Below are 26,658 nucleotides of genomic sequence, written 5' to 3'. Positions count from 1 at the left end.
GCGACATGCCGCCGTTCTGCTTGAAATTCGAGGAAGTATGGGCGCGGCCTTCGCCCCTGCATGGTTTCAACGTCCAGCGCCATTACCTCTTCCGTGACTATCAACATCCTAAGTTTGCTGACAGAATTTACTGCATCCTTGTTCGTCCAGGTCAAATCTGGTAGAGGCACGGCTTCATCAGAATTCCAACCGTGGAGCATTGGCATGGGAGCCGCAAAGTCGTCAGATAAGTAGGCCGCAACAACTGTTCTTTGTTGTTGCGGCGTTCTGTCGAGCCGATCCCAGCCATGCTGACAGGCAAACGCCGCCAAATCTCTCTTTTGTGCGGGTGCTTTCCCATGCCTACGAAGTCCCCTGTTTGGACCTACTCCCTTCCGGCGGCCCTGCTGCTGATGGCCCCATTCGATATCCTCGCCTCACTGGCGATGGATATCTACCTGCCCGTCGTTCCAGCCATGCCTGGAATTCTCAACACCAGCCCCACTGTCATCCAACTCACGCTGAGCCTCTACATGGTGACGCTCGGTGTGGGGCAGATCATCTTCGGGCCGATCTCCGATCGTATAGGCCGGCGACCTGTCCTGATTGGGGGAGCCTTGCTGTTCGCGGCCGCGTCGTTCGGCCTTGCCGCATCCTTGACCGCTCCGGCATTCATCGCATTCCGACTTCTCCAGGCAATTGGTGCATCGGCTGCGCTCGTGGCCACCTTCGCAGCGGTGCGCGACGTCTATGCCGATCGCCCGGAAAGCGTGACCATCTACGGCCTTTTTAGTTCCATGCTCGCCTTCGTGCCCGCCCTTGGTCCGATCGCCGGGGCAGTGATCGCAGATGGTTTCGGATGGCAGGCCATTTTCATCACGCTGGGCGCGGTCACCGTTCTGGCGGTCCTCAACGCCCTGTTCCGGTGGCATGAAACACGGCCAGCGACAGCGGCTCCCGCCAGGCGGTCGTTCCTACCCATGTTTCGCAGCCATGCCTTCTGGACCTATACGCTTGGGTTCAGCACCGCCATGGGAACGTTCTTCGTGTTCTTCTCGACCGCTCCCCGCGTACTGATTGATAGTGCGGGCTTTTCCGAACTGGAGTTCAGCCTAGCGTTCGCGACAGCGGCGGTCGTGATGATCATCACCACGCGCTTCGCCAAGCGGTTCGTCGCGAATTGGGGAATCGCCGGCAGCCTCGCGAGAGGCATGGTAGCTCTGTTGCTAGGAGCCGCTCTCCTGAGCGCCGGACAAATCTTCGGCTCGCCGTCGTTCCTGACATTCATCCTTCCGATGTGGGTGATGGCGATGGGCATCGTTTTCACCGTGTCGGTCACAGCCAATGGCGCTCTCGAAGAATTCGACGATATGGCGGGCTCGGCCGTGGCGCTCTATTTTTGTGTCCAGAGCCTGTTTGTCGGCCTCGTAGGGACACTGATGGTTGTCGGTTTGCAGGGCGACACCGCTTGGCCACTTGTGACCTACTCCTCGATCATGGCCTTATCGGTTCTCGCTGCGTTGGGATCACTTCGCCGGCGCAGCGCGGTCGCGTGATGCAGTAAATGATGTCGGGCAGCGGCCATAGTCATTGCCCGACATCAAAACACGCATCGCTAAAATCCCGCAGACCGTCCCACAACCATCAGACCTGATGTGAGTTTTCAGACGGTCTGCGGGAATTTCGCGACACAAGAAACCGGAATCGTGACACGCTAACCCAACTTCTTGTTTCCAGTTAGTTGGATCATCACCCAAGTGGACAATTTTTTGAACACGGAAAGCCGCCCGACAATCAATGGCAATCGACAGCGAAAGGACTTTTTCGGATCGATCCAAGTGCTGTTTCTGGCGGCGTTGTGCGCTGTTTGTGCCGAACTGCTCTCGGCCTATACCGACAGCACCGGCAATGTCCCCTCCGTCTTGTTCGCTCTCTTCTTCTTCGCAGCACTTTATGGCGCCCCGGCGCTGCTCGCGCGTGAGGTGGCCCGCCGGGCCGAATGGGGTTGGCCGTCATTGCTGTTGCTCACCTTGGCCCTGGGGATCGCGCAAGCGTGCCTAATCGATCAGTCGCTCTTTAGTGAGAATTATTTCGGATATGAAGGTTGGCATGAATCCCGACAGGCGGCTTTCATCCCTATACTGTCCATCGGCGCAAATCAGGCTTTTAACTTCATTATTGGCCATGTCATTTTTAGCTTCGGTGCGCCTATCGCCATAGCGGAAGCGTGGCGACCCCATCGAGCATTGCTGCCTTGGCTCGGGCCTGTCGGCATCGTGATCGCCACCGTCGCATACGCCGGCGCGGCGTTGCTCATTGCGTTTGATCCAACTTCCCAAAACGCGACCGCACCGCAGTTCGCGGCTTCCGTCGTTCTCGTTATTGTGTGCATTCTGGCGGCTTGGCTTTTGGGGAGAGCATTGCGGTCCACACCAAGAGTAAACCCCGGCAACTCATCAGCCGGCTCGGGTCTAATCTTCATAGCGACGCTCATTCCAGCCCTCGCGGTGGCAAGCGATATTTTTGGTGAGAGCTGGGGCGGGCTCGCCTTCAATGCCACCACCATTGTGGTCATCGGCGCGTTTGTCTGGTGGCGAGCACGACAGCCGGGTTGGGGCGTCCACCACTCGGCCGCTGTGGCTTTGGCCTTCCTTGTCAGCAGAGGTGCGTTGGCGTTCACCTACTTCCCGCTAGCTGGACAGGTGGAGCCGTCAGCCAAATATGCCCACAACATTGCGATGATGCTGATTGTCTTCATCGCCGGCTGGTATGCTCTCCGACCTCTGCCGAGAGCCTATCTCTTTTCCAATCGTAGGCGAGTGGTTCACAAATAACTGTCGCTGAAATCCTAAAGCCCGTTGCGTTGCAAGTTTCGGGATTTCTGCGAACCGGATACGCTCATTGCGGCGGCTGTAAGGGGCGACTGACCATGGTGGTGATGAGCTTCTGTGCATCTGGCTTTCCTCGAAGCTGATATCGGACGCCATCAACGGCAGCATGGGGGCAGCGTCGATTCTCCCATCTTCGGGCCGCGTTTCGCACTCGGCTTCACGCAAAGCAAACTTCGATTGATCCTGCCCCATGCTCCCATGTATCCACTCAATTGCCCTCCACAGCCTTCCCATCGGATACAGGAATCAAAGCACCTCACGCTTCAGAAGGCTCTCGAGCCAATCGGCGAAGACATGAAGGCGGCGAGAGAGGTGCTGACGATGCGGGTAGAGCAGCGTCATCGGCATCGGCTCCGCGCGGTCCGAGGGCATCACCTCAACGAGCTCGCCAGCTTTGAGATGGCGCCTGACGTCATAGGCCGGGATCTGGATCAGACCGAGGCCGGCCAGGCAGCAGGCGATATAGGCTTCGGCGCTGTTGACAGCGATGCGGCCACGCATCTGCATGGATCGCAGTACGCCGCCCTCGACCCATTCCCACGCCTCGACTCGCCCGCTCGATGGCGAGGCATAGTTGACCACCAGATGGTCGTGCAGATCGTCCGGCAATTGGGGAACACCATGGCGCTCCAGATAAGCGGGGCTGGCGACATTGATCAGCGGAAGGTCGCCGATTGAACGCGCAATCATGCCGGAATCGGCCAACGGCCCGACCCGTAGGACACAATCGACGCTTTCCTCGACGAGGTTCACGGCGCGGTCGGTGACACCGAGATCGATATCGATCTCCGGATAGGCGTCGAGAAACGTCGGCAATGCCGGCGCGATGATCAGGCGTCCGATGCGGCCCGGAACGTCGATCCGTAGCCTGCCCGAGGGAGCGGCGGATTGGCGGAAGATGTTCTCGGCCTCCTCGACATCCGCGATCAGCCGCAGGCAGCGCTCATAGAAGGCCGAGCCGTCCTGCGTCGGCGAGACCACTCGCGTTGTCCGGTGCAGGAGCCTTGCCCCGACACGGCCTTCCAGTTCCTGCACCGCAGCCGACACCGACGAGCGCGGCACGCCGAGTGTATCCGCCGCGCGGGTGAAGCTCGAGCATTCGACGACGCGGGCAAAGATACGGAAAAGGTCAATGCGGTCCAAGCGGGGAAGGCCTTTATTATCCAGGATTGGCGACAGGTGATGTCAGAATGATCATCTTTATAGGATAATCCTAGACGATATCCTGCATCCTCGAAAGCGGCTGCATTGCGCGGTCGCGCCAGCACAAGGAGGCACAACGCCATGACCGACCACAGCATCAAGGGGAAGACCGTCATCATCGCCGGCGGCGCGAAGAATCTCGGCGGCCTGATTGCGCGCGATCTCGCCAAAGCCGGCGCGGAGGCGGTCGCGATCCACTACAACAGTGCCGCGACCAAGGCTGACGCGGACGCGACCGTCGCTGCAGTGAAGGCTGCTGGCGCCGAGGCCGTCGCGATCCAGGCTGACCTGACGACCGCCGGCGCGGTGGAGAAGCTGTTCGCTGATGCCGTCGCGGCGGTCGGCAAGCCCGACATCGCCATCAACACCGTCGGCAAGGTGCTGAAGAAGCCGATCGTCGAAATTTCCGAAGCCGAATACGACGAGATGACATCCGTGAATTCGAAGAGCGCCTTCTTCTTTCTCAAGGAAGCCGGCAAACACCTCAACGACAACGGCAAGATCTGTACGCTGGTGACCTCGTTGCTTGGCGCCTACACGCCTTTCTACGCGGCCTATGCTGGTACCAAGGCGCCGGTCGAGCATTTCACCCGGGCGGCCTCGAAGGAGTTCGGCGAGCGCGGCATCTCGGTGACGGCGATCGGCCCCGGACCGATGGACACGCCCTTCTTCTATCCGGCGGAAGGCGAGGATGCGGTCGCCTACCACAAGACGGCGGCAGCGCTGTCGAAGTTCTCCAAGACCGGCCTCACCGATATCGAGGACATCGTCCCCTATATCCGCTTCCTGGTCTCCGACGGCTGGTGGATGACCGGACAGACCATCCTCGTCAATGGCGGCTACACCACCAAATAGACAAGGCAAGGATGGATCGCGACGGGCCTGCCGCTGGCACTCGGCGGCGGCTCCTATGAAATGCGACCGGGATCGGAAAGGTGCTCCATGCACATGTTGCTCGTCATCACCGCAGGGCTCCTGCTGCTCGCGGTCTTCATGCTCTTCGGCAAGCTCTGGGGCGACGATCTCTCCGGTGTCGCCGTCGCGGCGAAGATTTTCGTCCCGGCGTGGCTCCTCGTGGCGCTCGTCAACATGTGGGTCGGCGTCACCAGGGCCGGATACACCGTGACGCAGGAACTACCGATCCTGTTTGCGGTGTTCGCCGTTCCCGCTGCCGTGGCGGCGGTCGCCGTGTGGCAACTGGCAAAGACCTGATTGCCGCGCAGCGCGAACCGTTCGAAATCGGAAGGAATAAGTCCATGACGAGCTCTCTGCCTCCCGCGCTTCAAGCGGCCGTCGACGCCATCAACACAGGCGATACCAAGGGCTTCGTTGCCGCATTCAGTCCCAACGGCCTCGTCGATGATTGGGGCCGCATCCTGAAGGGGCGTGACGGGGTGCGCTCGTGGGCGCACTCCGATGCGATTGGCGCGCAGGCGAAGATGAGCGTGCTCGATGCGACGACGACCGGCGACACGACGCATATCGTCTTCGACTGGCAGAGCCGGGTCTTCAACGGCCGAAGCCAAGCCTATGTCACGCTGAGTGACGGCCTGATCGCGGAATTCCGCATCCCCGCCCACTAACCCCGAACCGACCGGAACGCTTCCCATGCCTGCCGAGATTGCCGGCTTCATCCAAACCGCTCCCGACCTCATCCACGGCAACTCGCCTTGGCCGAAGCTGTCGCCATGATGCGGACTCTACGCAGGGCCGATGACGGGGCTGACAATGCCGGGCGGATCGATGGCGTTATCCGCTTCTGGAAGGACGCCGGAGCGAAAGGCCGGTGGTTTGCCAAGGACAAGGCGTTCGACAGGCGGTTTCGCGATGGATTCCTCGATCTGCATATCGAAGTCGCGGCGCGCCAGCACGATGATTGGATGGAGACGGCAAACGGCGCGCTGGCCCTTCTGATCCTGGTGGACCAGTTCCCGCGCAACGCCTTTCGCGGCACCAGCCACATGTACGCGACCGATCCGCTCGCTCGGTCTTATGCCCGGCAAGCGCAGGCGGCAGGGCATCGCGAGCGCGTCGAGCCCGATCTCCGCCTGTTCTTCTGCCTGCCCTTCGCCCATTCGGAAGAGATGGCCGATCAGGACATTTCGGTGATGCTGAATGGCAGGCTTGGCCAACCGTGGCTCTCCCATGCCGAGGGTCATCGCGACATCATTCGCCGCTTCGGGCGCTTCCCGCACCGCAACGCCATGCTGGGCCGCGAGACGACCCGGGAGGAGGCGACCTTCCTGCGCGATGGAGGATTCCGAGGATGAAGGCGTGGTAGGCGGAACGAGAAGACAAGGGCAACAGCGGGAGGGAACACAAACGGGGTTAAGGTCGGGGGTCGATTGACGATATGATGGGTTTTCTTGTCCTGCTGGCGCAGGCAGTCATTTATTTCACCGCGATGGCGGTCATCTTTCACTACAGAACGGCGATCGGGGTCGGGGTCTTTTATGCCGTCCTCGGCGCGATGCACTTCCTCGAGACCTACCTCGCGGCCGTCTTCTTCATCGAGTTGCCCTTCGGCCTGATCTCGCCGGGCTCGACGGTGATGTTCGCGGGCAAGCTCGCCTTCTTTCTGCTGCTTTACATCAAGGAAGATGCCGAGAGCATGCGCCAGCCCGTTTACGGGCTCCTGATCGGCAACATCCTGATGGTGGCGCTGGCGATGATCCTGCGCGCCTACAGCGATCCGGCAAGCGTACCGGGATACAATCCGGACCTTCGGTTCCTCGACCAGATCGGCTTCCTCATGGTCTGGGGCACCGTCCTGCTCTTCATCGACCTGATCGCCCTTGTGGTCATCTACGAGCGGCTCGGCACGCTGGTGACCAACACGATTCCGGGCCGGATCTTCATGAGCCTGGCGATCGTACTGAGCTTCGATCAGGCCCTCTTCTATGCAGGCCTGCATCTCCTGTCCGGCGTCCCGCTTTCGGCTTTCTACGGTGGCTGGATCGCCAAGGTCGGGGCCGCCGGCTTCTTCAGCCTCATGCTGACGCTCTATTTGCGCTTCGTAGACACAACCGCCATTCGTGCTCGCTCACACGGCGCTGTCGACGTGTTCGATCGCCTGACCTATCGTCACCGCTATGAGAAGCTGGTCGAGCGGATCGGCAGGGACGCCCTAACCGGACTGAAAGACCGGGGACAATTCGATAGCAGAGGGCCGGCCATGTTGCAGGCGGCCTCGCGGTCGAAGCAGTCGGTCAGTCTGATGATGATCGACATCGACCATTTCAAGTCGATCAACGACCAGCACGGACATCCTATGGGCGACAGGGTAATCCAGGGCGTAGCTGACACGATCACGCAAACCAAGCGGGAGGCAGACAAGCTGTTCCGTTACGGTGGCGAGGAGTTCGCGCTGTTATGTCCGGAAACGCCGCCGGGCGCGATGGTGCTCGCCGAGCGCATTCGCGCGGCCGTGGCAGCCGTTTTGCATCCCGGCCTCGACCGACCGGTCACCATCAGCATCGGTATCGCTACCTATCCGGTGAATGCGAAGGATCTTCGCGAACTGCTGATGCGTGCGGATGCCGCGCTCTATGAAGCGAAGGCGCTCGGACGGAACAGGATGTTCAGCGCGACCGCAGCAGGACAGTGCGCCAAGCCGTGACCGATCCTGGTGAACTTCACGAGCAGCACGCCGTCGAGCGACCAAATCACCTATTCAATGACTACCCTGTTAGAAGTCATAGAAGGCTCTATGCGGTAATTCGCATGGTGTGAGATATCCCGGGACGCTCTCGTGCGCTCGGCATAACCCGCTTCCATCGTTGTGGACCGATGCATCCGGGGCCTGTCCATGCGCGAATCGACGTGTAGCTCTCAGTTCGGCCCCCTCTACGACGCTTTGCGTAACGCCCGGCAACAAAGCCGAGCCGCCGTTTTCCTGTATTTGCACGCTGCAGCCCTACTACGACAAAGACTTGTTGAATCAGCCCGATTTCGGGCTCTCTTAATCGTCCCCGATCCAGGGCCGGCCGAACGGTCCCTGAACGCAAGGGGACGACATGGCGGCATCTCACCAGAAATCGGAGGCGATCACGCGCGGCGCGCGCATGCTGCGCACAGCCCTTGGACCGGCCATCGCACGGTTTTTGGAGGACCCGTCGATCGTCGAGGTGATGCTCAATCCCGACGGCCGGCTCTGGATCGACCGGCTTTCCGAAGGTCTGTCCGACACGGGTGAGCGATTGGCGCCCGCCGATGGCGAACGCATCGTCCGTTTGGTCGCCCACCATGTCGGCGCCGAAGTCCACCCCGGCAGCCCGCGCGTCTCAGCCGAACTCCCCGAGACGGGGGAGCGGTTCGAAGGACTGCTGCCGCCTGTTGTCGCGGCGCCTGCCTTCGCCATCCGCAAACCTGCTGTGGCAGTGTTCACGCTCGACGACTATGTGGCTGCCGGCATTATGGCAGCGGACCAAGCCGAGGCCCTACGAGCAGCGGTCTCCTCGCGCGCCAACATTCTCGTTGCCGGCGGCACCTCGACCGGCAAGACCACACTCACCAATGCGCTGCTCGCCGAGGTCTCGAAGACCACGGACCGCGTCGTCATCATCGAGGACACGCGCGAGCTGCAATGCACAGCTCCGAATCTCGTCGCGATGCGCACCAAGGATGGCGTCGCCACGCTCTCCGATCTGGTCCGCTCTTCGCTGCGCCTGCGCCCTGATCGCATACCTATTGGCGAGGTGCGAGGCTCCGAAGCGCTCGACCTCCTCAAGGCCTGGGGCACCGGTCACCCTGGAGGCATCGGAACGATTCATGCCGGCACCGGCATCGGCGCGCTGCGCCGTCTCGAACAGCTCATTCAGGAAGCCGTCGTCACCGTCCCGCGCGCGCTTATCGCCGAGACCATCAATCTCGTCGCCGTGCTCGCCGGGCGTGGATCGCAGCGCCGGCTGGTGGAGCTTGCCCGCGTCGAGGGTCTTGGCCCCGACGGCGATTACCGCATCACCCCCGCAACCCAAGCCCCCAGCCAAACAGGAGAGCCCTCATGATCCGCCACGCTCGGCGCATCCGCCGTCACGTCGCGACGGCCGTCGCCGTCACTTATACCAGTCTGATCCTCGCGCCCGCCGCTCACGCCTCCGGCTCGTCCATGCCCTGGGAGGCCCCCCTTCAGTCGATCCTTCAGTCGATCGAGGGACCGGTCGCCAAGATTGTCGCGGTGATCATCATTATCGTCACCGGTCTGACACTGGCCTTCGGCGACAGCTCTGGCGGCTTTCGCCGGCTCATCCAGATCGTCTTCGGCCTGTCGATCGCATTCGCCGCATCGAGCTTCTTCCTGTCCTTCTTCTCCTTCGGCGGCGGGGCGCTCGTCTGATGGCGGGAAGCTTCGAACAGCTCGACGCTGTGCCAGGCTTCACCGTTCAGGTCCACAGGGCGCTGACCGAGCACATCCTGCTCGGCGGCGCCCCGCGCTCCATAGCCATCATGAACGGGACGCTTGCCGGGGCCGTCGGTCTTGGACTGCGGCTCTGGTTGGTCGGTCTGGCCATCTGGGCAATCGGCCATTTTGCCGCCGTCTGGGCCGCAAAGCGCGACCCGCTCTTCGTCGAGGTCGGCCGCAGGCATCTGCGCATCCCGGCTTTTCTAGCGGTCTGAGGGAGCAACACCCATGATGAACCTTGCCGAATATCGCCGCACCGCCAGCCGGCTTGCCGACTATCTGCCCTGGGTCGCACTGGTGGGACAGGGCGCTGTCCTCAACAAGGACGGTTCATTCCAGCGCACGGCGCACTTTCGTGGCCCGGACCTCGACAGCGCCGTCGCGGCCGAGCTCGTTGCCATCGCTGGACGTCTCAACAACGCCTTCCGCCGTCTCGGTTCCGGCTGGGCCATCTTCGTCGAGGCGCAACGCCATGAAGCCTCGACCTATCCCGAAAGCCGCTTTCCCGATCCCGCCTCGGCGCTGATCGACGCCGAGCGCAAGGCTGATTTCGAGGAATCCGGCACGCATTTCATCTCCAGCTATTTCCTGACCTTTACCTATCTGCCGCCTGCCGAAGACGCAGCCCGCACGGAATCCTGGCTCTACGAAGGGCGAGATCGGACCGGCGTCGATCCTCACGAAATCCTCCGGGGCTTCATTGACCGCACCGACAGGGTGCTGGCGCTACTCGACGGCTTCATGCCGGAATGCGGCTGGCTCGATGACGCCGAGACGCTGACCTATCTGCATTCCTGTGTTTCGACCAATCGACATCGGGTCCGTGTCCCGGAAACGCCGATGTATCTGGACGCGCTGCTCGCCGATCAACCGCTCACCGGCGGTCTGGAGCCGCGTCTCGGCAACTCGCATCTTCGCATCCTCACCATCGTCGGCTTTCCCACCGCTACCACGCCCGGCATCCTCGACGAGCTCAACCGTCTCGCATTCCCCTATCGCTGGTCGACGCGGGCAGTCCTGCTCGACAAGACCGATGCGACCAAGCTGCTGACGAAGATCAGGCGGCAATGGTTCGCCAAGCGCAAGTCGATCGGCGCCATCCTGAAAGAGGTGATGACCAACGAGGCCTCCGCGCTCGTCGACACCGACGCCGCCAACAAGGCCGTCGATGCCGATCTCGCACTTCAGGAGCTCGGCGCCGACTATGCTGGCCAGGCCTATGTGACGGCGACCATCACCGTCTGGGATACCGATCCGAACATCGCCGACGAGAAGCTGCGGCTGGTCGAGAAGGTGATCCAGGGCCGCGACTTCACCGCCATGGCCGAAACCATCAATGCGGTGGACGCCTGGCTCGGCTCACTGCCCGGCCATGTCTACGCCAATGTGCGTCAGCCGCCGATCTCGACGCTCAATCTCGCCCACATGATCCCCCTAAGCGCAGTGTGGGCGGGGCCGGAACGGGATGAACACTTCGGGTCGCCCCCCTTGCTGTTCGGCAAGACCGAGGGAAGCACCCCGTTCCGGTTTTCCCTTCATGTCGGCGATGTCGGCCATACGCTGGTCGTCGGTCCGACCGGCGCGGGCAAATCCGTGCTGTTGGCGCTCATGGCGCTCCAATTCCGCCGCTATGCAAACTCTCAGGTCTTCGCGTTCGATTTTGGCGGCTCCATCCGTGCGGCCGCGCTTGCCATGGGTGGCGACTGGCACGACCTCGGCGGAGACCTGACCGAGGGTTCGGATTTCTCCGTTTCGCTCCAGCCGCTCGCCCGAATCCATGACGTGCCCGAGCGGGCCTGGGCCGCCGACTGGCTCGTCGCCATCCTGATGCGCGAGGGCATCGCGATCACGCCAGAGGTCAAGGAGCATCTGTGGTCGGCACTGACCTCGCTGGCCTCCGCACCGGTCGGGGAAAGGACCATCACTGGTCTTTGCGTTCTCCTGCAATCGAACGACCTGAAACAGGCGCTGCGGTCCTATTGCGTTGGCGGTCCCTATGGCCGGCTGCTCGACGCCGAAACCGAGCATCTCGGTCACGGCTCGGTGCAGGCCTTCGAGATCGAGGGCCTCGTCGGCACCGGCTCCGCGCCAGCCGTGCTCGCTTATCTCTTCCATCGCATTGGCGACCGGCTCGACGGCTCACCAACCTTGCTCATCATCGACGAGGGCTGGCTGGCGCTCGACGACGAGGGCTTCGCCGGACAGCTCCGCGAATGGCTGAAAACGCTGCGCAAGAAGAACGCCAGCGTCATCTTCGCCACCCAGTCACTCAGCGACATTGACGGCTCGGCGATCGCGCCAGCGATCATCGATAGCTGTCCGACGCGGCTGCTGTTGCCAAACGAACGCGCGATCGAGCCGCAGATCACGGCGATCTATCGCCGCTTCGGCCTTAACGACCGCCAGATCGAGGTCCTCGCCCGTGCCACGCCCAAGCGCGACTATTACTGCCAATCGCGGCGCGGCAATCGCCTGTTCGATCTGGGCCTGTCCGAAGTGGGATTGGCGCTCACGGCCGCATCCTCGAAAACCGATCAGGCGGCCATCGCCCGCATCTTCGCCGAACATGGCCCGGTCGGCTTCCTTTCCGCCTGGCTGCGCCTGCGCGGCGTCGATTGGGCCGCCGACCTCATCCCGGATCTCTCCAATCTCATCCCCCAAGCCCCAGAGGAGGCAAAGTCATGACTACCGATCGTTCCCGCTCGCGTGCCGTATTGCTTGCTGCGACCATGTTGGCAGCGCCGATGGCGCTGTCGTCGATGCTCACCGCGCCGGCGCACGCACAATTCGGCTTCGGCCGCATCGTTTTCGACCCCTCCAACTATGCCGAAAACGTACTCACGGCCGCGCGTACGCTTGAGCAGATCAACAATCAGATCACTCAGCTTCAGAACGAAGCGCAGATGCTGATCAACCAGGCGCGCAATCTCGCGAGCCTGCCGCATTCCTCGCTCCAGCAGCTTCAACAGAGTGTTCAGCGCACGCAGCAACTTCTCGCCCAAGCGCAGAACATCGCCTTCGACGTCCAGAACATCGATCAGATGTTTCAGCAGCAATACGGCAACGTCTCGCTGTCGACGACGGACCAGCAGCTTGTCACTGATGCCCGCTCGCGCTGGCAAAACACGGTGGGCGGATTGCAGGACGCCATGCGCGTGCAAGCCGGCGTGGTCGGCAACATCGATACGAACCGCACCGAAATGTCGACGCTGGTGGGCCAGAGTCAGGGGGCCACGGGCGCGCTCCAGGCGACCCAGGCCGGCAACCAACTTCTCGCGCTCCAGTCGCAGCAGCTCTCCGACCTCGTCGCACTGCTCGCTGCGAACGGCCGCGCTAACGCGCTGACTGAGGCAGAACGCGCCGCGGCGGCCGAACAGGGTCGTGAACAACGCCGTCGCTTCCTGACGCCCGGCTCCGGCTATCAGCCGGGCAATACGCAGATGTTCAACAACGGCAACTGAGGTCAGGAGAGGGAATGCCATGGACGGCAAGATGCTGGCCCGGCTGGGCGCCGTCGTCTTCGTCGCCATCGCGATTACCGCGACGGCGATCGAGATCACCCGGAAAGAGGAAGCTCCCGCAGCGGAGCCGGTGCGCCTTATCGAACCTTCGCGCGATCTGCTGCGCGAGGGACAACGCCGGTGCCAGCAGCTTGGCGAGGCCGCGGCCAACAATCCCGACTGCCTGCGCGTCTGGGCCGAAACCCGCGATCGCTTTCTCGGGCGCGCGCCACAGACCGCTCCCTCTGTTCCCAGCGAGGGGCAATAAATCATGGGCGGCGCAGGCGTCATCGATAATTTTCTCGGGGTCTTCACTCGCTACATCGACTCCGGCTTCGGCCTGCTCGGCGGTGAAGTGGCGTTCATCGCCACCACGCTCATCGTCATTGACGTGACGCTGGCTGCTCTCTTCTGGTCCTGGGGTGCCGACGACGACATCATCGCGCGCCTGGTGAAAAAGACCCTGTTCGTCGGCGTCTTCGCCTACATCATCGGCAACTGGAACAGTCTGGCGAATATCATCTTCGACAGCTTCGCCGGTCTCGGCCTCAAGGGCTCCGGCACCAGCTTCACGGCCAAGGACCTTCTGCGCCCAGGCAAGGTCGCGCAGACCGGCCTCGACGCTGCGCGGCCGCTGCTCGATTCCATCTCCGACCTCATGGGCTGGATCGCCTTCTTCGAGAACTTCATTCAGATCGCCTGCCTGCTCTTTGCCTGGGCGCTGGTGCTGATGGCCTTTTTCATCCTGGCCGTACAGCTCTTCGTGACGCTCATCGAGTTCAAGCTGACCACACTCGCCGGCTTCGTGCTGATACCCTTCGGCCTGTTCGGCAAGACCGCGTTCATGGCCGAGCGCGTGCTGGGCAACGTCGTCTCGTCTGGCATCAAGGTCCTGGTGCTCGCCGTCATCATCGGCATTGGCTCTACCTTGTTTTCGCAATTCACCGCCGGCTTTGGAGATGAGACGCCATCAATCGACGATGCCATGGCCGTAGTGCTGGCGGCGCTCTCACTGCTCGGTCTCGGTATCTTCGGTCCTGGCATCGCCAATGGTCTTGTGTCTGGCGGCCCACAACTGGGCGCCGGCGCTGCTGTCGGCACGGGCCTTGCCGTCGGCGGGGCAGCGCTTGCCGCTGGTGGTGCCGCGGGCCTTGCGGTCAAGGGTGGAGGTGCAGCGTTCTCGGGCGGCGCTGCTGCCGTTCGCGGCGGTGCGGCCGCGGCGGGTGCTTCGTCGTCGGCCTACAGCCTCGGCTCGCTGGGACAGTCTGGCGCCGCGGGTGTCGCTTCCGGTCTCGGCGGCATTGCGCGCGCCACAGGCTCGGCCGCCGTCTCGCCGCTCAAGCGCGCCACATCGAAAGCCAGCGAAAGCGTCAAGTCCAGCTTCTCCGATGGAGCAAAGGCCGGCTTCGGTGTCACCGGCGGCTCCTCGACCATGGGAACGATCGGCGGCGGTGATGCCGCTGCCGCTTCTGCCAGCGCGCCGCGCGACGGTGCGCCTGACTGGGCAACGCGCATGAAACGCAGCCAGGCCCTCAGCCATGGTGTCTCCGCCGCCGGCCATGCCGTGCGCTCCGGCGACAGCCACGGCGGCGGCTCCTCCGTCAACCTTTCTGAAAGTGACCGCTCATGAGCCTCTTCAAGCGTCCCGCAACCCATTATGGCAAGACGCCGGAACCCGAAACGCCCTATCAGAAGGCCGCACAAGTTTGGGACGAGCGCATCGGCTCGGCCCGTGTGCAAGCCAAGAACTGGCGATACATGGCCTTCGGCAGCTTGGTCATGTCCGCCGGCTTTGCCGCGGCCCTGGTCTGGCAGTCGGCCAGCGGAACGGTTGTGCCCTGGGTGGTGCAGGTCGACAATCTCGGCCAGGCTCAGACCGTAGCGCCGGCATCGGCGGACTATCGTCCGAACGACCCGCAGATTGCCTTCCATCTGGCGCGCTTCATCGAGCAGACGCGCTCGATCCCGTCCGACGCCATCATCGTGCGGCAGAACTGGCTGCGTGCCTATGAATGGACCACTGATCGTGGCGCGGCGGCGCTCAACGACTACGCACGCGCCAATGATCCGTTCACCCGCGTCGGCCGCCAGCAGATCGCCGTCGAGGTCTCAAGCGTCATCCGGGCATCGCCTGACAGCTTCCGCGTCGCCTGGACCGAGCGTCACTATGAGAACGGGCAGCTCTCCACCACAGAGCGATGGACCGCGATCCTGACGATCGTGATCCAGACGCCGCGCGACGCCGAGCGCCTGCGCGCTAATCCTCTGGGGATCTATGTCAACGCCATCAACTGGTCGCGGGAGATGAGCCAATGACCCGCTCAACAGCCCGTAAACCCGCAATTCCGGATTTGCGTAAATCCGCTTTGGCACTTGTCCTTCTTTCCGCAACCGTACTGGCCGGTTGCGCGACCAATCGGCCGCCCCAGATCAGCTACGATTCCGACGTGCCTCCGCTGCCGGCCGTGCCGGCTGTCGTTACTGACCAGCGCCCCAGGCCCTTGCATGTCCCTCCGGCCTGGACGCCGGCACGTGGTGGCACCGCCGCCACTACACCGGAAGGCCGCGTTCAGAACGCCAATGCCGCCGCCCGCGTCCAGCCGCGCCGGGAGGGCTATTTCAATTCGATCCAGATCTATCCCTGGAGCGAAGGCGCGCTCTATCAGGTCTATGCCGCGCCCGGACAGATCACCAATATCGCGCTCGAACCTGGCGAGAGCCTGACCGGCGCCGGACCGATCGCTGCCGGCGACACGGCGCGCTGGATCATTGGCGACACCGAGAGCGGAAGCGGTCTCACACGCCGCGTGCATATCCTCGTTAAACCGTCTCGCGCCGACATCACGACAAATCTCGTAGTCACGACCGACCGTCGCGTTTACATGATCGAGCTTCGCTCGGGCGAGAAGCCCTATATGCCCGCCGTGGCCTGGGCCTATCCGCAGCCGTCCGCCAGTCAGCGGCAGAGCGTTCCGGCCACGCCGATCATCCCTGTCGCGTCGGCGCGTAACTACCGCTACGGCCTAACCGGTGACACACCGCCCTGGCGGCCGGTCTCGGTCTATGACGACGGACGCCGAGTCTATGTCGAGTTCCCGCGCGGCATCGTCCAGGGCGAGATGCCGCCGATCTTCGTCATCGGCTCCGAGGGCGAAGCGCAGATCGTCAACAGCCGCATCCACCAGAACATCCTGATCGTCGATCGCCTGTTCGGCGCGGCCGAGCTTCGCCTCGGCGGTGGCGACCGCCAGCAGACCGTCAGGATTGTGCGCACCGATGGAAGGCCCGCATCATGAACAACCCCGAAAATGTCCGGAAGGAAGAAGCGTCGCCGCCGGATGAAGAAAACGCCGTCCCGCTGACAGGATCATCGAACGAAACCCCTCCAACGATGCGACTGCGCGCCGATGCGCCGCGCGTCACCCGCCTGTCGCGCAAGGTGCTGGCTGGGGTCAGCCTCGTCGTTAGCATCGGCATCGGCGGCGCATTGATCTATGCGCTCCAGACCCGCGACGGCGGCCCAGGAAACGAAGAACTCTATTCCACGGACAACCGTGCAACGGCCGATGGCCTCGCTGGTTTGCCACGCGACTACACGGGTCCAGTCCTCGGCCCGCCGCTGCCCGGAGATCTTGGCGGTCCCATCCTGGACGCCCAGAACCGCGGCCAGCCCGTCGTGCCGCCTGCCATAGCGACGCCCCAGGTCGATCCTGAAGAACAGCGTCGCCTTGCCGAGGAGGAAGCCGCCCGCACAAGCCGGGTATTTTTCCAGACCGCGCCCGGTTCAGGGGCCGGTACGGGAATGGCTGGCGGCATGGCCAATCCGAATCTTGCCGGTCTCGGTCTCCCTGGCACGCAAGGCGCTCCAACCGCCCAGCATCGGCAGAACGCATTTCTCAATGCTCCTGTCGATCGGCGCACCGTCGTTGCCGATCGCGTCATGGCTCCGGACTCGCCCTATGTCCTTCAGGCAGGCGCAGTAATTTCCGCCGCCCTCATCACCGGCATCCGCTCGGACCTCCCCGGACAGATCACCGCGCAGGTCACCGAGAACATATACGACAGCCCCACGGGCCGCTTTCTTCTGGTGCCGCAGGGCACGCGCATCATCGGTGAATACAGCAACGATGTCGGCTTCGGACAGCGCCGCGTGCTGTTGGTGTGGAGTCGCCTGATCCTTCCGAACGGCCGCTCGATCGTTCTGGAGCGTCAGCCTGGCGCCGACACTAGAGGGTTTGCCGGTCTGGAAGACGGCGTCGATTATCACTGGTGGGATCTCGCCAAGGCGGCGGGACTCTCGACCCTGCTCGCCATGGGCACGGAGCTCGCAGTCGATGACGACGACCGCCTGATCCGCGCCATTCGCGATGGCGCACAGGACACGATCAACGATGCCGGCCAGCAGATCATCCGCCGCCAGTTGCAGGTCGCGCCCACGCTGACGATCCGGCCGGGCTTCCCGGTCCGTGTAATCGTCACCCGCGATCTCGTGCTCGAACCCTATGGAGCAGTGCAATGACAAAACTGAAGCTCGGCCCGATTGCCGAGGACAAGCCGGTGAAGGTGACACTGGACCTGCCCGGTGCGCTGCATCGTAATCTGGTCGCCTATGCCGAGGCACTTGGCCGGGAAACCGGCCAGGCCGCTGCCGATCCGAAGAAGCTCATCGTGCCCATGCTGGAGCGCTTCATTGCGACGGACCGGGGTTTTGCGAAAGCCCGCCGCAAATCATCGGAATCTCACCAGCCCCGCGATCCATCTTCGTCCAATGCCTGAGCAGACCGGATACGCGGCGATTTTTCGAGCGCTAGTTTCGCCCGGCTGATCCTTCCGCCAGCTTCTCCGCGAATTTGATCAGCCGGCGCAAGCTCGGATTGTCATTCCTGGGAGACCATACGGCGCTAAAGGGTACAATATCCGCGTCGGCGCTTAAAGGAACGAGCCTGATCTCGGGTATGGGCACACACCTCCAGGCTTCCACGACCGGGGTTATGCCCTTGCCCATGGCCACCATGTGCATCAGCGTTTCCTGCTGCACATCGCGATACTCGATCATGGGATAGGTGCTGTAGTCGCAGATTCTTCGCACGATATAGTCACGGATCTCCGGCCCAGGCCCAAACCGGGATACGATGAACATCTCATCGCGCAACTGCCGCCAATCGATCCTCTTCTCGCCGGACAATGGATGCGATCGCGGCATCGCCATGTGAACTCGCTCGTCCCAAAGCTCTACTGTTTCGCATCCTTCCACTTCGCCGTTGCCGGTGAAGAAGCCTACATCCAGTTTGCGGGTGCGAATGCTACGAATGTGGTCCGGTCTTCCTCCGTCGTGAATGTCCACCCGCACGCCGGGATGGGCGACTTCATATCTGGATACAAGCTCGCGCAGAAACCCGCCCGCGAGAGTGGTGACGACCCCGACTTTTAATGTGCCGCTCTCGACGCGCCCTGCGGCGCCGGCATGCTGAATGGCGTGGTTGATCTGCTGGAGCGCCGGAACGGTCTGCTCAAGCAAATGTCGCCCCGCATTGGTCAGCCGAACGCCAAACTGGCCGCGCTCGAAAATTCCAACGCCTATCCGATCTTCGAAATCTCGAATGGCCTTGCTGACGGTCGACGGCTCCACATCCAGCGCCTCGGCAGCACCTCGAATGCTCATGGCTTCTGCTGCGGCCAGAACATATCTCAACGGCCTAAGATCAAAATCCTTCGCTACACCAATATGTTTAGAAAAAGGTCCTCGTCGGGGAAAACTCTCATTCGACATACTCGCCTCACCTCCCAAAATCTCCAAAAATGCGGGCGAGTTGACCTTCCTTGTCTAGATTCTGCCGCGCAACCAAAGACATATATGCACGCAAGCTCTCTCTGCTGAGCATGCTGAAGCAGCGCCGGCGGCCTCCAAAATCAACTTCCTATTTGTCCATCCTCTGAAGTGTCCGTGCATCCTGATCTTGGATGGCAATCTACCAGTGTCCAGAGCAGTGAGCGCGTTTGAGAACGCTGCAAGCGAGCGCGACAAGGCCGTCGCTCTCACAGAACTGTCGGGGGTAATGACGTGCCTTTATGGCAGCGGGTTCCGCCAAATCTACGGACCCAACATAGCGTGTGTCGGAAATCGATGTGATGACGATAGGATCGCAGCCGAATTGATCAGCCGTTATGTCAACTATGATATTTCCGGAAACGACCCAGGCGTGGCCTTCCCATTGCGCTCCAGAGTAAAATCCGCACGCTGCATCAGGTGCCCCGCTTTTTCCGGCATATGGCGTCCCGTTCATCCATTCGGCAGGATGCCCCTCATGTCTCAGCACATCCCGTAGAAACAAGCTGGTTCTACCGCACGTTTGTCTGGACGGGGGATGCACGGTGACTGATGCCAGCGGTGCCATACTGGTTTGATAAATAATCTCGCGGCCGATGCGATACGTTGAATTTCATTCAGCTGGGTCATCCCTCTGTCGCGTCGTTGCAAAATTTCCGAAACCCGCGACATATCCCTCTGTATCTTAGGTCCGAACGGCGCGCACCACGGCGGCCTCACCTCATCGGCACCAGCCGTGGATAGTCGGTATAGCCCTCAGGACCTTCTCCATAGAACGTGTCCTTGTTCGGCGCGTTGAGAGGCAGGCCTCTTTGCAGCCGCTCAGCGAGATCCGGGTTGGCGATGTAGTTCCGACCATAGGCGAGCCCGTCGGCTATACCGGCCTCAATGAAGCGTTCGCCGTCTTCCTTCGACATCAGTTCATTGGCAATAACGACTCCCCCAAACCGCCGTTTGATCTCGCCGAGCAAGCTATCCTCCGCTTCGATCTCACGAACAAAGATGAAGGCGATCTTGCGCTTGGCGAGCTCGTCGGCCGCGTAGCCGAAAATGGCCTTGGGATTGCTGTCACCCATGTCGTGCTCCTCACCCCGCGGGCGTAGATGCACGCCCACGCGGTCGGCGCCCCAGACCTCGATAACAGCATCGACAATTTCGAGCAGAAACCGGGCGCGGTTCTCCACCGAGCCACCATAGCGATTGGTGCGCTTATTGGTCTTGTCTTGCAAGAATTGGTCGATGAGATAGCCGTTGGCCGCATGCAGCTCGACACCGTCGAAGCCTGCTGCCTTCGCTCTCTCCGCCCCCCTGCGGAAGTCTTCGACAATGCCGGGGATCTCATGAGTCTCCAATGCCCTGGGCACCGGATGGGGCCGTTTCGGTCGCAATGCGGAAACATGGCCGGCAGCGGCAATCGCGCTTGGCGCAACCGGAAGCTGGTCATTGAGCAATTCCGGATCCGAGATACGGCCCACATGCCAGAGCTGCAGGAAGATGCGGCCGCCTGCTTGGTGAACGGCGTGGGTGACCTGTTTCCAGCCCTCGACCTGGGCATCGTTCCATATGCCCGGCGTGCTCCAATAACCGACGCCCTGCGGAGACACGGACGTAGCTTCACTCAGGATCAGCCCGGCACCGGCACGTTGTCGGTAGTACTCGGCCATCATCTCATTGGGCACCCGCTCGAGGCCGGCGCGCTTGCGGGTAAGGGGGGCCATGATGATGCGGTTCGGCAGCATGAGGGCGCCGACCTGCAAGGGATCGAACAATCGGGACAACAGCAAACTCCTTTTGACTGGGTCCAGATATGGCTCCTGCCGCGCTCAGCAACAATTGCCAGATTGTTCGACCAATTGTAGAGTTTGAGTCGACAATGGAGGTCTACCAATGTCTTCACTAAACTCCTTCGTGGGTGTGGACATCTTTATCAGCGCGGTGAAATCCAGCTCGTTCACCGCAGCCGCAGCTCACCTTGGTATAACCAAGTCGGCAGTCGCCAAGTCCGTGGCACAGTTAGAGGCCCGGCTTGGCACCAAGCTGTTGCATCGGACAACGCGCCGCCTTTCCCTGACTCCGGAGGGTGCCGCCTTCTTCGAACAGGCGGAAGGGGCACTTGAACAGCTCCGCGCTGCAGAAGATGCCGCGCAATCACGGGCCAGCACCGTTCGTGGCGTGCTGCGCGTCGACATGCCGGCGGCTTTCGGCCGACGTGTCGCCATGCCGATCCTGCTGGAGATTCTCAAAAACCACCCCGATCTCCGCCTTGCGGCCAGCTTCTCCGATCGTATCATCGATCCCGTGGATGAGGGCGTGGATCTATGCCTGCGGTTCGGTGAACTGCCAGATCGCAGCGATATCGTCGCCAGGACGCTCGGTTCCCAGCGGCTGGTCCTCTGTGCGGCGCCGGCCTATTTGGAAGAAGCGGGATCACCGGTCAGCATCGACGACCTGCAGAAGCACGCTTGCATTCTGGGAAGTCGGCCTGATCGACCGGCGTCATGGCGCTTCCTCGACGGAGGTGGTCGAGTTCGCGCGATCAGTCCGCCGGCAACGCATCTGCTGAGTGACGGCGAAGTCGTGATCGACATGGCCGTTGCCGGTTTCGGTCTCTGCCAGGTGCCGGAATCATTGGTTCGCCTCCATCTCGAACGAAACGAACTTTGCGCGGTGCTGACGGACCACTCCCAGGTAAGATCACCATTCAGCGCAGTCTGGCCAGCAACCCGCACCATTCTTCCGAGAGTCCGTATTGTGGTTGACGAACTCGTTCGACAAGCCAACGCCGGGGTTTTCAGGGAGCCATCGACAGCCGCGATACTCTGATCAGGACCAGCGGAGGCAAGAATAGCCTGCAGCTCCAGCACATCTTGCGTGAAGCGTTCGGAGTTTTCTGGAGTTCTGCGCAGGGCGCGCAGCATCGGCTGATACCTGCCAGGCGCGCGGCCGCGCCCCAGATCGGAGGCATTCTGACGATCCTTTCGATTTTTCCGCAGGCCCCGCAGAACAAACGTGCATCAATGCACATATAGCTTGACATTAAAGGTGCATCGATGCACCTTTGCCGGCAATTGGAGTGTTGAGGTAGTGAATATGCAAGGAGAACAGCCGCCCGTTCCTGCCCGCGCCCAGCGCGCGGATGCAAGTCGCAACCGCGACGAGATCGTGCGGGTCGCCAGGGCCGAGTTCGACGAGAACGGGGTGGACGTTCCGCTCGAACGTATCGCCCACCTTGCGGGTGTTAGTCGCATGACGCTGTCACGTCATTTCGCGGACCGCCAGGAGCTAGCGCTCGCGATTTTTGAAACCGATATCCAGCGGCTGCACGAGGTTGCGGCCAAATGGATGGAGCAACCGGATGCCTGTCTGCAGTTTCTAAGGGCTGTGGGCGATGACTGTGCCCGCAGTCTGGCGCTTTCGGAGATATTGGTCCAAAGCGCGTCTGGACTTGAGAAGCTATCGGACATTAGCCGACGCGTCATCGCGATAGCTCGTCCCCTCTTGCTAGTTTCGCAACAGCACGGCGTTCTCCGTCGTGATTTGACCGATGACGACCTGTCGATCGTCATCGGCATGCTGTTGGGCGGAACCGGCAAAGAGCGATCGGAAATGAGGGCAAAGCGCGGGGCGCGTGTCCTGAGTTTGCTCCTTGAAGGTCTCTTGGAGCGAACCAAGCTTGAGGCTGCCAACTATTCACATGGCGGAAGCAGAACGGAAAAGCCGGAATAGCAAACAAGATGAAGCGAAGAACCGTTTTGTCCATGGCCGCCGGTGCGGTCGCGGTCGCAACGCTGCCAAGGGTCCCAGCCCTCGCAGCAGGAAGAGAAGATAATATGAAATACCGTGGAATTGTTTACGATGTTGGCCTCAGGTTCAATATCGGCCAGCCTTACTCGGTCGAGCCGTTCGACCCCGCACTTGCGGCCCATGACATCAGGGCGATCGCAAAAGATATGCATGCGAATGCGATCCGCATCGAGGGTGAGGAAATTGACCGGCTGGTTGCGGCATCGCGCAGCGCCCATGCTGAGGGCCTGACGATCTTCTTCAATCCCTGGAAGATGAATGTGCCTGTCACTGAGTTGGCGGATTACTACGCTCAGGCAGCGCACGCTGCTGAGGAACTGCGCAAGGAAGGCGCCGACATCATCTTTGTCGCCGGTTGCGAGGCGACCCTGTTTAATCTGGGTATTCTCGACGGCTCGACCGTGATTGAGCGGGTGACCGGCCTTGCCGCCCTCTTTCAGGATATGCAATCCGAGAAGACGGCAGCGCTCCTCAAGGAAAAGTCGGCGATGCTCAATGATGCGCTGCGCGGCATCGTTGCCGGGGTCCGCAAGGCGTTCAACGGGCAGGTGACCTATTCGGCAGGCATGTGGGAAATGGTGGACTGGAGTCTGTTCGACATCGTCGGATTGGACCACTACCGCGCCGGCGAAACCTCCGAAGAATATGTTGCCGCGCTGGATCGCTATCGGGTCGGTAAGCCGATCATCGTGATGGAGGTGGGGTCTTGCGCCTATGAGGGTGCTGGCGTTCTTGGGGCTGGCGGCTTCATGCGCCTTCAGGGAACCAATCCCGATGGCACCGGCATCTTCACGGACGGTATCGTGCCCACCCGGAGCGAGCGCGAACAGGCTGACTATGCGGCGGAACAGCTTGGACTTCTGGAAACGGCGGGAGTGGAGGGTGTCTTCATCTTCGTCTTCTCGTTCCCAGCCTTTCGTCATAGAGAGGGTGCGCGTGATCTCGACATGATGAGCTTCTCGCTCGTGAAAACCTACCCTGATGACCACCCGAAAGGTCAGCGCATGCCGCCGTGGGAGCCTAAGGAAGCGTTCCACCGCATCGCCGACGTCTTCCAGAAAATGCAGCGATAAAGGCAGCTTGTCCTGCGTCGAGGACGGTTGCGATAAGACGGCGATCTTATCCGCTCGGCCTCTATGAGATACACGCCCGCGACGCTGGCAGGATCACCATGAACTGACTTCGCTGACATAGCGCTCCGTCCTCGGTCGGGGCGCTATCGAACACGGGCGCCTTCTCGGTCGAGACCTGGCAACTCAATGCTGTTGACCCGCAGACCCACCTGACCGCCATCGTCAATGGCCACAGGCGGAGCCGGACCGGCGAACTACTGCCTTGGAATTATCCGCTTCAGTAACGTTTGACAAAACAGTTGGGCCGAAGCGGACAGATTGTCGTGCAGAGCATCATAGCTTGACCAGTTGCTTGCCGAAGTTCTCCCCCTTCAACATCCGAACGAACGCATGGGGCACGGTCTCAATCCCTTCCGCAACATCTTCCCGTGTCTGAAGCAGTCCTTGCTTGTACCATGACAGCAGATCGGCAATCGCGGTTTCGTATTCTCCCTCGTGGTCGTCGAGCAAGAACCCTTCGATCCGCGCACGGGTGATCAGCGTCCTTCTGAGATGCCTGAGACCGATGTCGGGCTGGTCAAATCGGTCGGCCAGGGCAATAGTCCCGACGACCACTACCCTGCCAAAGGTGTTGAGGTTCAACATGGCTGCGTCGTGAATCGGCCCGGCGGTGTTGTCGATAAAGACATCGACGCCGTTAGGGCATGCGGTGGCGACATCTGCCACGAGATCAGCCGAGTTCCGATGATTGACGCCGGTCCGGTATCCAAGCTCCCTGCACCACTCCAGCTTCTCGTCCGAACCTACGACAGCGACCGGGTCGAACCCCTTGATCCGCGCGATCTGGCCCGCAATCTGTCCCACCGCTCCTGAAGCGGCAGAGATCAACACCGTATCCCCCACCTTCGGAGTTGCGGTCTTGAGGAGGGCAAAGTAGGCGGTGAGACCAGGCATGCCGAGATAGCTCAGCGCGGACTGAATCGGAGCGCCCGTAGTTGTCACTGGCTTGGCTGACGCGGCCGGGATAACGCTAAACGGTTGCCAACCAAAATAGTCGCTCATCACGACGTCCCCTGGCTTGAAGTCTGGAGACTGAGACGCAACGACCTCGCCGATTCCGCCCCCGCGCATCAGATCGCCAAGCTTAAAACCAGTCGCGTAATTCTTCGCTGGACTGATGCGCCCCCGCATATAGGGATCGACGGAGAGCCACATGGTTTTCACCAGCAGTTCGCCATCCGCAGCCTCGGGAATTGGACCGTCCTCCAACGTCCAGTTCTCGACGGAGGGCATTGCGGTAGGGTAGCTCCGAAGTATCCAGCTAGGATTCGTGGACATGTTCATCTCCTCAAATTGAGCGTTCGCAGCATTGATGCATGAATTCGATTTCCGTGTTAATGGGAGGCAGGCGAGAGACATTGTCTTGAATTTCGGAAGAATGGCGCATGGATATGATCGAGGCCATGAAGGTCGCAGTGGCCGTTGCCAGGCATAACAGCTTCTCTTCTGCGAGCCGGGATTTGCGCCTTTCGCCTGCCTCCGTGAGCCGCATCGTGGCGGACCTGGAGGCAGATCTCGGCGTACGGCTCTTCAATCGCACCACGAGGCAGATCAATCTGACGGATGCCGGGATGGAGTTCGTGCAAAAGAGCACCGGCCTCCTGGAGGAGCTTGATCTGATGCGGAGCGCGGTGCGCGAACGCCACGAGACCCCTCGCGGCCAGCTCCGCGTCTCCTGCGTAACGGCCTTTGGCAATGAGCGCCTTGCGCCAGCGGTTCCCGAGTTCAGGCGACGCTTCCCACGGCTCGACCTCTCAATCGACCTTGGCAATCGGTTGGTCGATCTCATTGGGGAGCACTTCGATGTCGCCATCCGGGTAGGACCGCTGAACGATTCATCCCTGATTGCGCAGAGGATTTTCACGCAGAGGATCGTGTTCGTCACTACGCCTCAGTTCTGCGAGCAATATGGGACACCCCAGACCTTAGACGAGATCAGAGCTTGCCCATCGGTTACTCAGGTCAGTGGGGAATGGGGGCGCTTACATAGGTTTTCGTATAAGGGAAAGGTCATCGACTTCGAAGTGCCGCAGCATCTGACATTGAACTCAGCGCGAGCGGTGAGAAACGCCTGCCTAGCGGGAGGGGGCTATTCGCTCTTGGCCGACTTCATGGTCGCCCAGGATATAGCGGAGAACCGCCTCGTGCGGCTGCTGCCGGATTATGAGCCCGTCGAGCAACCGATCTTCGCCTTCCACGCTCAACGGCGTCAAACCCCTCGTAAAGTCAGGGTATTTCTTGAATATTTGGCGGAGGTATTCGGTAGCAAAAATGCCACCTGAGACCACATTAAGCTCTGCTCTGGGGCACCATCGCCATACCTAGCAGGCTGCTTTTCTCCGCACCTCGTTCAGGATTCTTGTCCACGAGCCGATGGCATACTGCTTACCGAGAATCTGAAGTGCCCATTCTCTCGAGCGGATACGGCTTGACGATGGCGGCTACCGCCGCGCTCATCTTCGAGCTTTTGCGCAGCGCGTCGAGGTTGCCGACGACGAGGTTCACATCATGGGATCGAAGTCGGCATTGTTCCGAACGCTGATCGCCTCTTCGAGCGAGGAAACGGCCGCGTTCGGCGTTCATAGTTCTGTTCTGAAATGGCGCACCCGACAGGATTCGAACCTGTGACCTACGGCTTCGGAGGCCGTCACTCTATCCAGCTGAGCTACGGGTGCAGCTCTATGTTGGCCTAGCCCAACCGACCTCTGAAGGTCAACGGATTCGGCCGTCTTCAACCTACCTCACCATCGGACTGAACTGCGCCCGCCTAAGCGCGCCGTTCCTATCCATTTCCCGCCGTTCTCCAGAGACAAGCTGCTTACGCGGTGCTTACGTGGAGAATTCCGACATCCCGGACGAGAATAGTAAGGTCTCTAACTTCCTGTTTTTAACCACTCTTTCCGACACGCATCCGACCCGT

General features: G+C 61.4%; 27 protein-coding genes, 1 tRNA gene and 1 pseudogene. 23 read left to right on the top strand and 6 right to left on the bottom strand.

Annotated features, from left to right (window positions below; all coding sequences use genetic code 11):
- Positions 1–338 precede the first annotated feature (338 nt).
- Positions 339–1,535, top strand: a complete 1,197-nt coding sequence (gene cml / locus AC5JDC_RS26400; RefSeq protein ID WP_495846097.1) for a CmlA/FloR family chloramphenicol efflux MFS transporter — start codon at positions 339–341, stop codon at positions 1,533–1,535.
- A gap of 201 nt (positions 1,536–1,736) precedes the next feature.
- Complete coding sequence (locus AC5JDC_RS26395) at positions 1,737–2,813, top strand: hypothetical protein (RefSeq protein ID WP_495846095.1); 1,077 nt, start codon at positions 1,737–1,739, stop codon at positions 2,811–2,813.
- A gap of 303 nt (positions 2,814–3,116) precedes the next feature.
- On the opposite strand, the gene AC5JDC_RS26390 is transcribed toward AC5JDC_RS26395, so the two are convergent.
- Positions 3,117–4,013, bottom strand: a complete 897-nt coding sequence (locus tag AC5JDC_RS26390) for a LysR family transcriptional regulator (protein ID WP_495846093.1) — start codon at positions 4,011–4,013, stop codon at positions 3,117–3,119.
- 141 nt (positions 4,014–4,154) lie between these two features.
- On the opposite strand from AC5JDC_RS26390, the gene AC5JDC_RS26385 reads away from it, so the two are divergent.
- From AC5JDC_RS26385 to AC5JDC_RS26310, 16 genes are all read left to right on the top strand, one after another.
- Positions 4,155–4,928 carry an SDR family oxidoreductase gene (locus AC5JDC_RS26385; protein WP_495846091.1) on the top strand — a complete coding sequence of 258 codons (774 nt, stop codon included), beginning with the start codon at positions 4,155–4,157 and terminating at the stop codon, positions 4,926–4,928.
- A gap of 93 nt (positions 4,929–5,021) precedes the next feature.
- Positions 5,022–5,285, top strand: a complete 264-nt coding sequence (locus AC5JDC_RS26380; protein ID WP_495846089.1) for a hypothetical protein — start codon at positions 5,022–5,024, stop codon at positions 5,283–5,285.
- The gene (locus AC5JDC_RS26375; RefSeq protein ID WP_495846087.1) at positions 5,264–5,656 is read left to right on the top strand and encodes a nuclear transport factor 2 family protein; all 393 of its coding nucleotides are present in this window, start codon (positions 5,264–5,266) and stop codon (positions 5,654–5,656) included. Before AC5JDC_RS26380 ends, AC5JDC_RS26375 begins: the two co-directional genes overlap by 22 nt.
- Positions 5,657–5,764: 108 nt before the next feature.
- Entirely contained in the window at positions 5,765–6,343 is a 579-nt protein-coding gene (locus tag AC5JDC_RS26370; RefSeq protein WP_495846397.1) for a DUF924 family protein, read from the top strand.
- Positions 6,344–6,429: 86 nt separating this feature from the next.
- Positions 6,430–7,692: a GGDEF domain-containing protein gene (locus AC5JDC_RS26365; RefSeq protein WP_495846085.1), complete on the top strand. Its 1,263-nt coding sequence runs from the start codon at positions 6,430–6,432 to the stop codon at positions 7,690–7,692.
- A 397-nt stretch (positions 7,693–8,089) separates the two neighbouring features.
- Positions 8,090–9,079, top strand: a complete 990-nt coding sequence (gene trbB / locus AC5JDC_RS26360; RefSeq protein WP_495846083.1) for a P-type conjugative transfer ATPase TrbB — start codon at positions 8,090–8,092, stop codon at positions 9,077–9,079.
- Positions 9,076–9,408 (top strand): TrbC/VirB2 family type IV secretion system protein, encoded by a 333-nt coding sequence (locus AC5JDC_RS26355; RefSeq protein ID WP_495846081.1) that lies wholly within the window; start codon positions 9,076–9,078, stop codon positions 9,406–9,408. The genes trbB and AC5JDC_RS26355 overlap by 4 nt, the downstream gene beginning before the upstream one ends.
- Complete coding sequence (locus tag AC5JDC_RS26350) at positions 9,408–9,689, top strand: VirB3 family type IV secretion system protein (protein WP_495846079.1); 282 nt, start codon at positions 9,408–9,410, stop codon at positions 9,687–9,689. Before AC5JDC_RS26355 ends, AC5JDC_RS26350 begins: the two co-directional genes overlap by 1 nt.
- 13 nt (positions 9,690–9,702) lie before the next feature.
- Positions 9,703–12,159: a conjugal transfer protein TrbE gene (trbE, locus tag AC5JDC_RS26345; RefSeq protein ID WP_495846077.1), complete on the top strand. Its 2,457-nt coding sequence runs from the start codon at positions 9,703–9,705 to the stop codon at positions 12,157–12,159.
- Entirely contained in the window at positions 12,156–12,935 is a 780-nt protein-coding gene (gene trbJ, locus AC5JDC_RS26340; RefSeq protein ID WP_495846075.1) for a P-type conjugative transfer protein TrbJ, read from the top strand. The genes trbE and trbJ overlap by 4 nt, the downstream gene beginning before the upstream one ends.
- Before the next feature lie 19 nt (positions 12,936–12,954).
- On the top strand, positions 12,955–13,242 hold the full coding sequence (gene trbK-alt / locus AC5JDC_RS26335; RefSeq protein WP_495846073.1) for a putative entry exclusion protein TrbK-alt: 288 nt from the start codon (positions 12,955–12,957) through the stop codon (positions 13,240–13,242).
- A gap of 3 nt (positions 13,243–13,245) precedes the next feature.
- The gene (gene trbL, locus AC5JDC_RS26330; protein WP_495846071.1) at positions 13,246–14,604 is read left to right on the top strand and encodes a P-type conjugative transfer protein TrbL; all 1,359 of its coding nucleotides are present in this window, start codon (positions 13,246–13,248) and stop codon (positions 14,602–14,604) included.
- On the top strand, positions 14,601–15,290 hold the full coding sequence (gene trbF / locus AC5JDC_RS26325) for a conjugal transfer protein TrbF (protein ID WP_495846069.1): 690 nt from the start codon (positions 14,601–14,603) through the stop codon (positions 15,288–15,290). The genes trbL and trbF overlap by 4 nt, the downstream gene beginning before the upstream one ends.
- Positions 15,287–16,270, top strand: coding sequence for a P-type conjugative transfer protein TrbG (gene trbG / locus AC5JDC_RS26320; protein ID WP_495846067.1), 984 nt, complete (start codon positions 15,287–15,289; stop codon positions 16,268–16,270). The genes trbF and trbG overlap by 4 nt, the downstream gene beginning before the upstream one ends.
- Complete coding sequence (locus tag AC5JDC_RS26315) at positions 16,267–17,493, top strand: TraB/TrbI/VirB10 family type IV secretion system protein (RefSeq protein ID WP_495846065.1); 1,227 nt, start codon at positions 16,267–16,269, stop codon at positions 17,491–17,493. The genes trbG and AC5JDC_RS26315 overlap by 4 nt, the downstream gene beginning before the upstream one ends.
- Positions 17,490–17,750, top strand: a complete 261-nt coding sequence (locus tag AC5JDC_RS26310) for a DUF2274 domain-containing protein (protein ID WP_495846063.1) — start codon at positions 17,490–17,492, stop codon at positions 17,748–17,750. The genes AC5JDC_RS26315 and AC5JDC_RS26310 overlap by 4 nt, the downstream gene beginning before the upstream one ends.
- Positions 17,751–17,781: 31 nt before the next feature.
- Here AC5JDC_RS26310 and AC5JDC_RS26305 read toward each other — a convergent pair whose 3' ends face one another.
- A complete protein-coding gene (locus AC5JDC_RS26305; RefSeq protein WP_495846061.1) occupies positions 17,782–18,744 on the bottom strand; it encodes a LysR family transcriptional regulator in 963 nt (320 codons plus the stop codon).
- A gap of 773 nt (positions 18,745–19,517) precedes the next feature.
- Positions 19,518–20,579, bottom strand: a complete 1,062-nt coding sequence (locus AC5JDC_RS26300) for an alkene reductase (protein WP_495846059.1) — start codon at positions 20,577–20,579, stop codon at positions 19,518–19,520.
- Between the two features lie 109 nt (positions 20,580–20,688).
- Here AC5JDC_RS26300 and AC5JDC_RS26295 point away from each other — a divergent pair, with 109 nt between their 5' ends.
- The 4 genes and pseudogenes from AC5JDC_RS26295 to AC5JDC_RS26280 form a co-directional block, all read left to right on the top strand.
- Entirely contained in the window at positions 20,689–21,624 is a 936-nt protein-coding gene (locus AC5JDC_RS26295) for a LysR family transcriptional regulator (RefSeq protein WP_495846057.1), read from the top strand.
- A gap of 207 nt (positions 21,625–21,831) precedes the next feature.
- On the top strand, positions 21,832–22,527 hold the full coding sequence (locus AC5JDC_RS26290; RefSeq protein ID WP_495846055.1) for a TetR/AcrR family transcriptional regulator: 696 nt from the start codon (positions 21,832–21,834) through the stop codon (positions 22,525–22,527).
- A gap of 104 nt (positions 22,528–22,631) precedes the next feature.
- Entirely contained in the window at positions 22,632–23,678 is a 1,047-nt protein-coding gene (locus AC5JDC_RS26285; protein ID WP_495846053.1) for a glycoside hydrolase family 113 protein, read from the top strand.
- Positions 23,679–23,830: 152 nt separating this feature from the next.
- A pseudogene (locus tag AC5JDC_RS26280) lies at positions 23,831–23,962 on the top strand (transposase domain-containing protein); the annotation flags it as partial.
- A gap of 49 nt (positions 23,963–24,011) precedes the next feature.
- Here AC5JDC_RS26280 and AC5JDC_RS26275 read toward each other — a convergent pair.
- Positions 24,012–25,016, bottom strand: coding sequence for an NADP-dependent oxidoreductase (locus AC5JDC_RS26275; RefSeq protein ID WP_495846051.1), 1,005 nt, complete (start codon positions 25,014–25,016; stop codon positions 24,012–24,014).
- A gap of 107 nt (positions 25,017–25,123) precedes the next feature.
- Here AC5JDC_RS26275 and AC5JDC_RS26270 point away from each other — a divergent pair, with 107 nt between their 5' ends.
- Complete coding sequence (locus AC5JDC_RS26270; RefSeq protein ID WP_495846049.1) at positions 25,124–26,020, top strand: LysR family transcriptional regulator; 897 nt, start codon at positions 25,124–25,126, stop codon at positions 26,018–26,020.
- 103 nt (positions 26,021–26,123) lie between these two features.
- Here the strand turns inward: AC5JDC_RS26270 and AC5JDC_RS26265 are convergent, their stop codons facing one another.
- Positions 26,124–26,321 carry a hypothetical protein gene (locus AC5JDC_RS26265; RefSeq protein WP_495846047.1) on the bottom strand — a complete coding sequence of 66 codons (198 nt, stop codon included), beginning with the start codon at positions 26,319–26,321 and terminating at the stop codon, positions 26,124–26,126.
- A gap of 15 nt (positions 26,322–26,336) precedes the next feature.
- Positions 26,337–26,413 (bottom strand) — tRNA-Arg (locus tag AC5JDC_RS26260).
- Positions 26,414–26,658 lie beyond the last annotated feature (245 nt).

It is taken from the genome of Kumtagia sp., assembly GCF_059502445.1.
The sequence above is the reverse complement of the archived record's forward strand: the minus strand, read 5'-3'. Positions and strand labels throughout refer to the sequence as shown.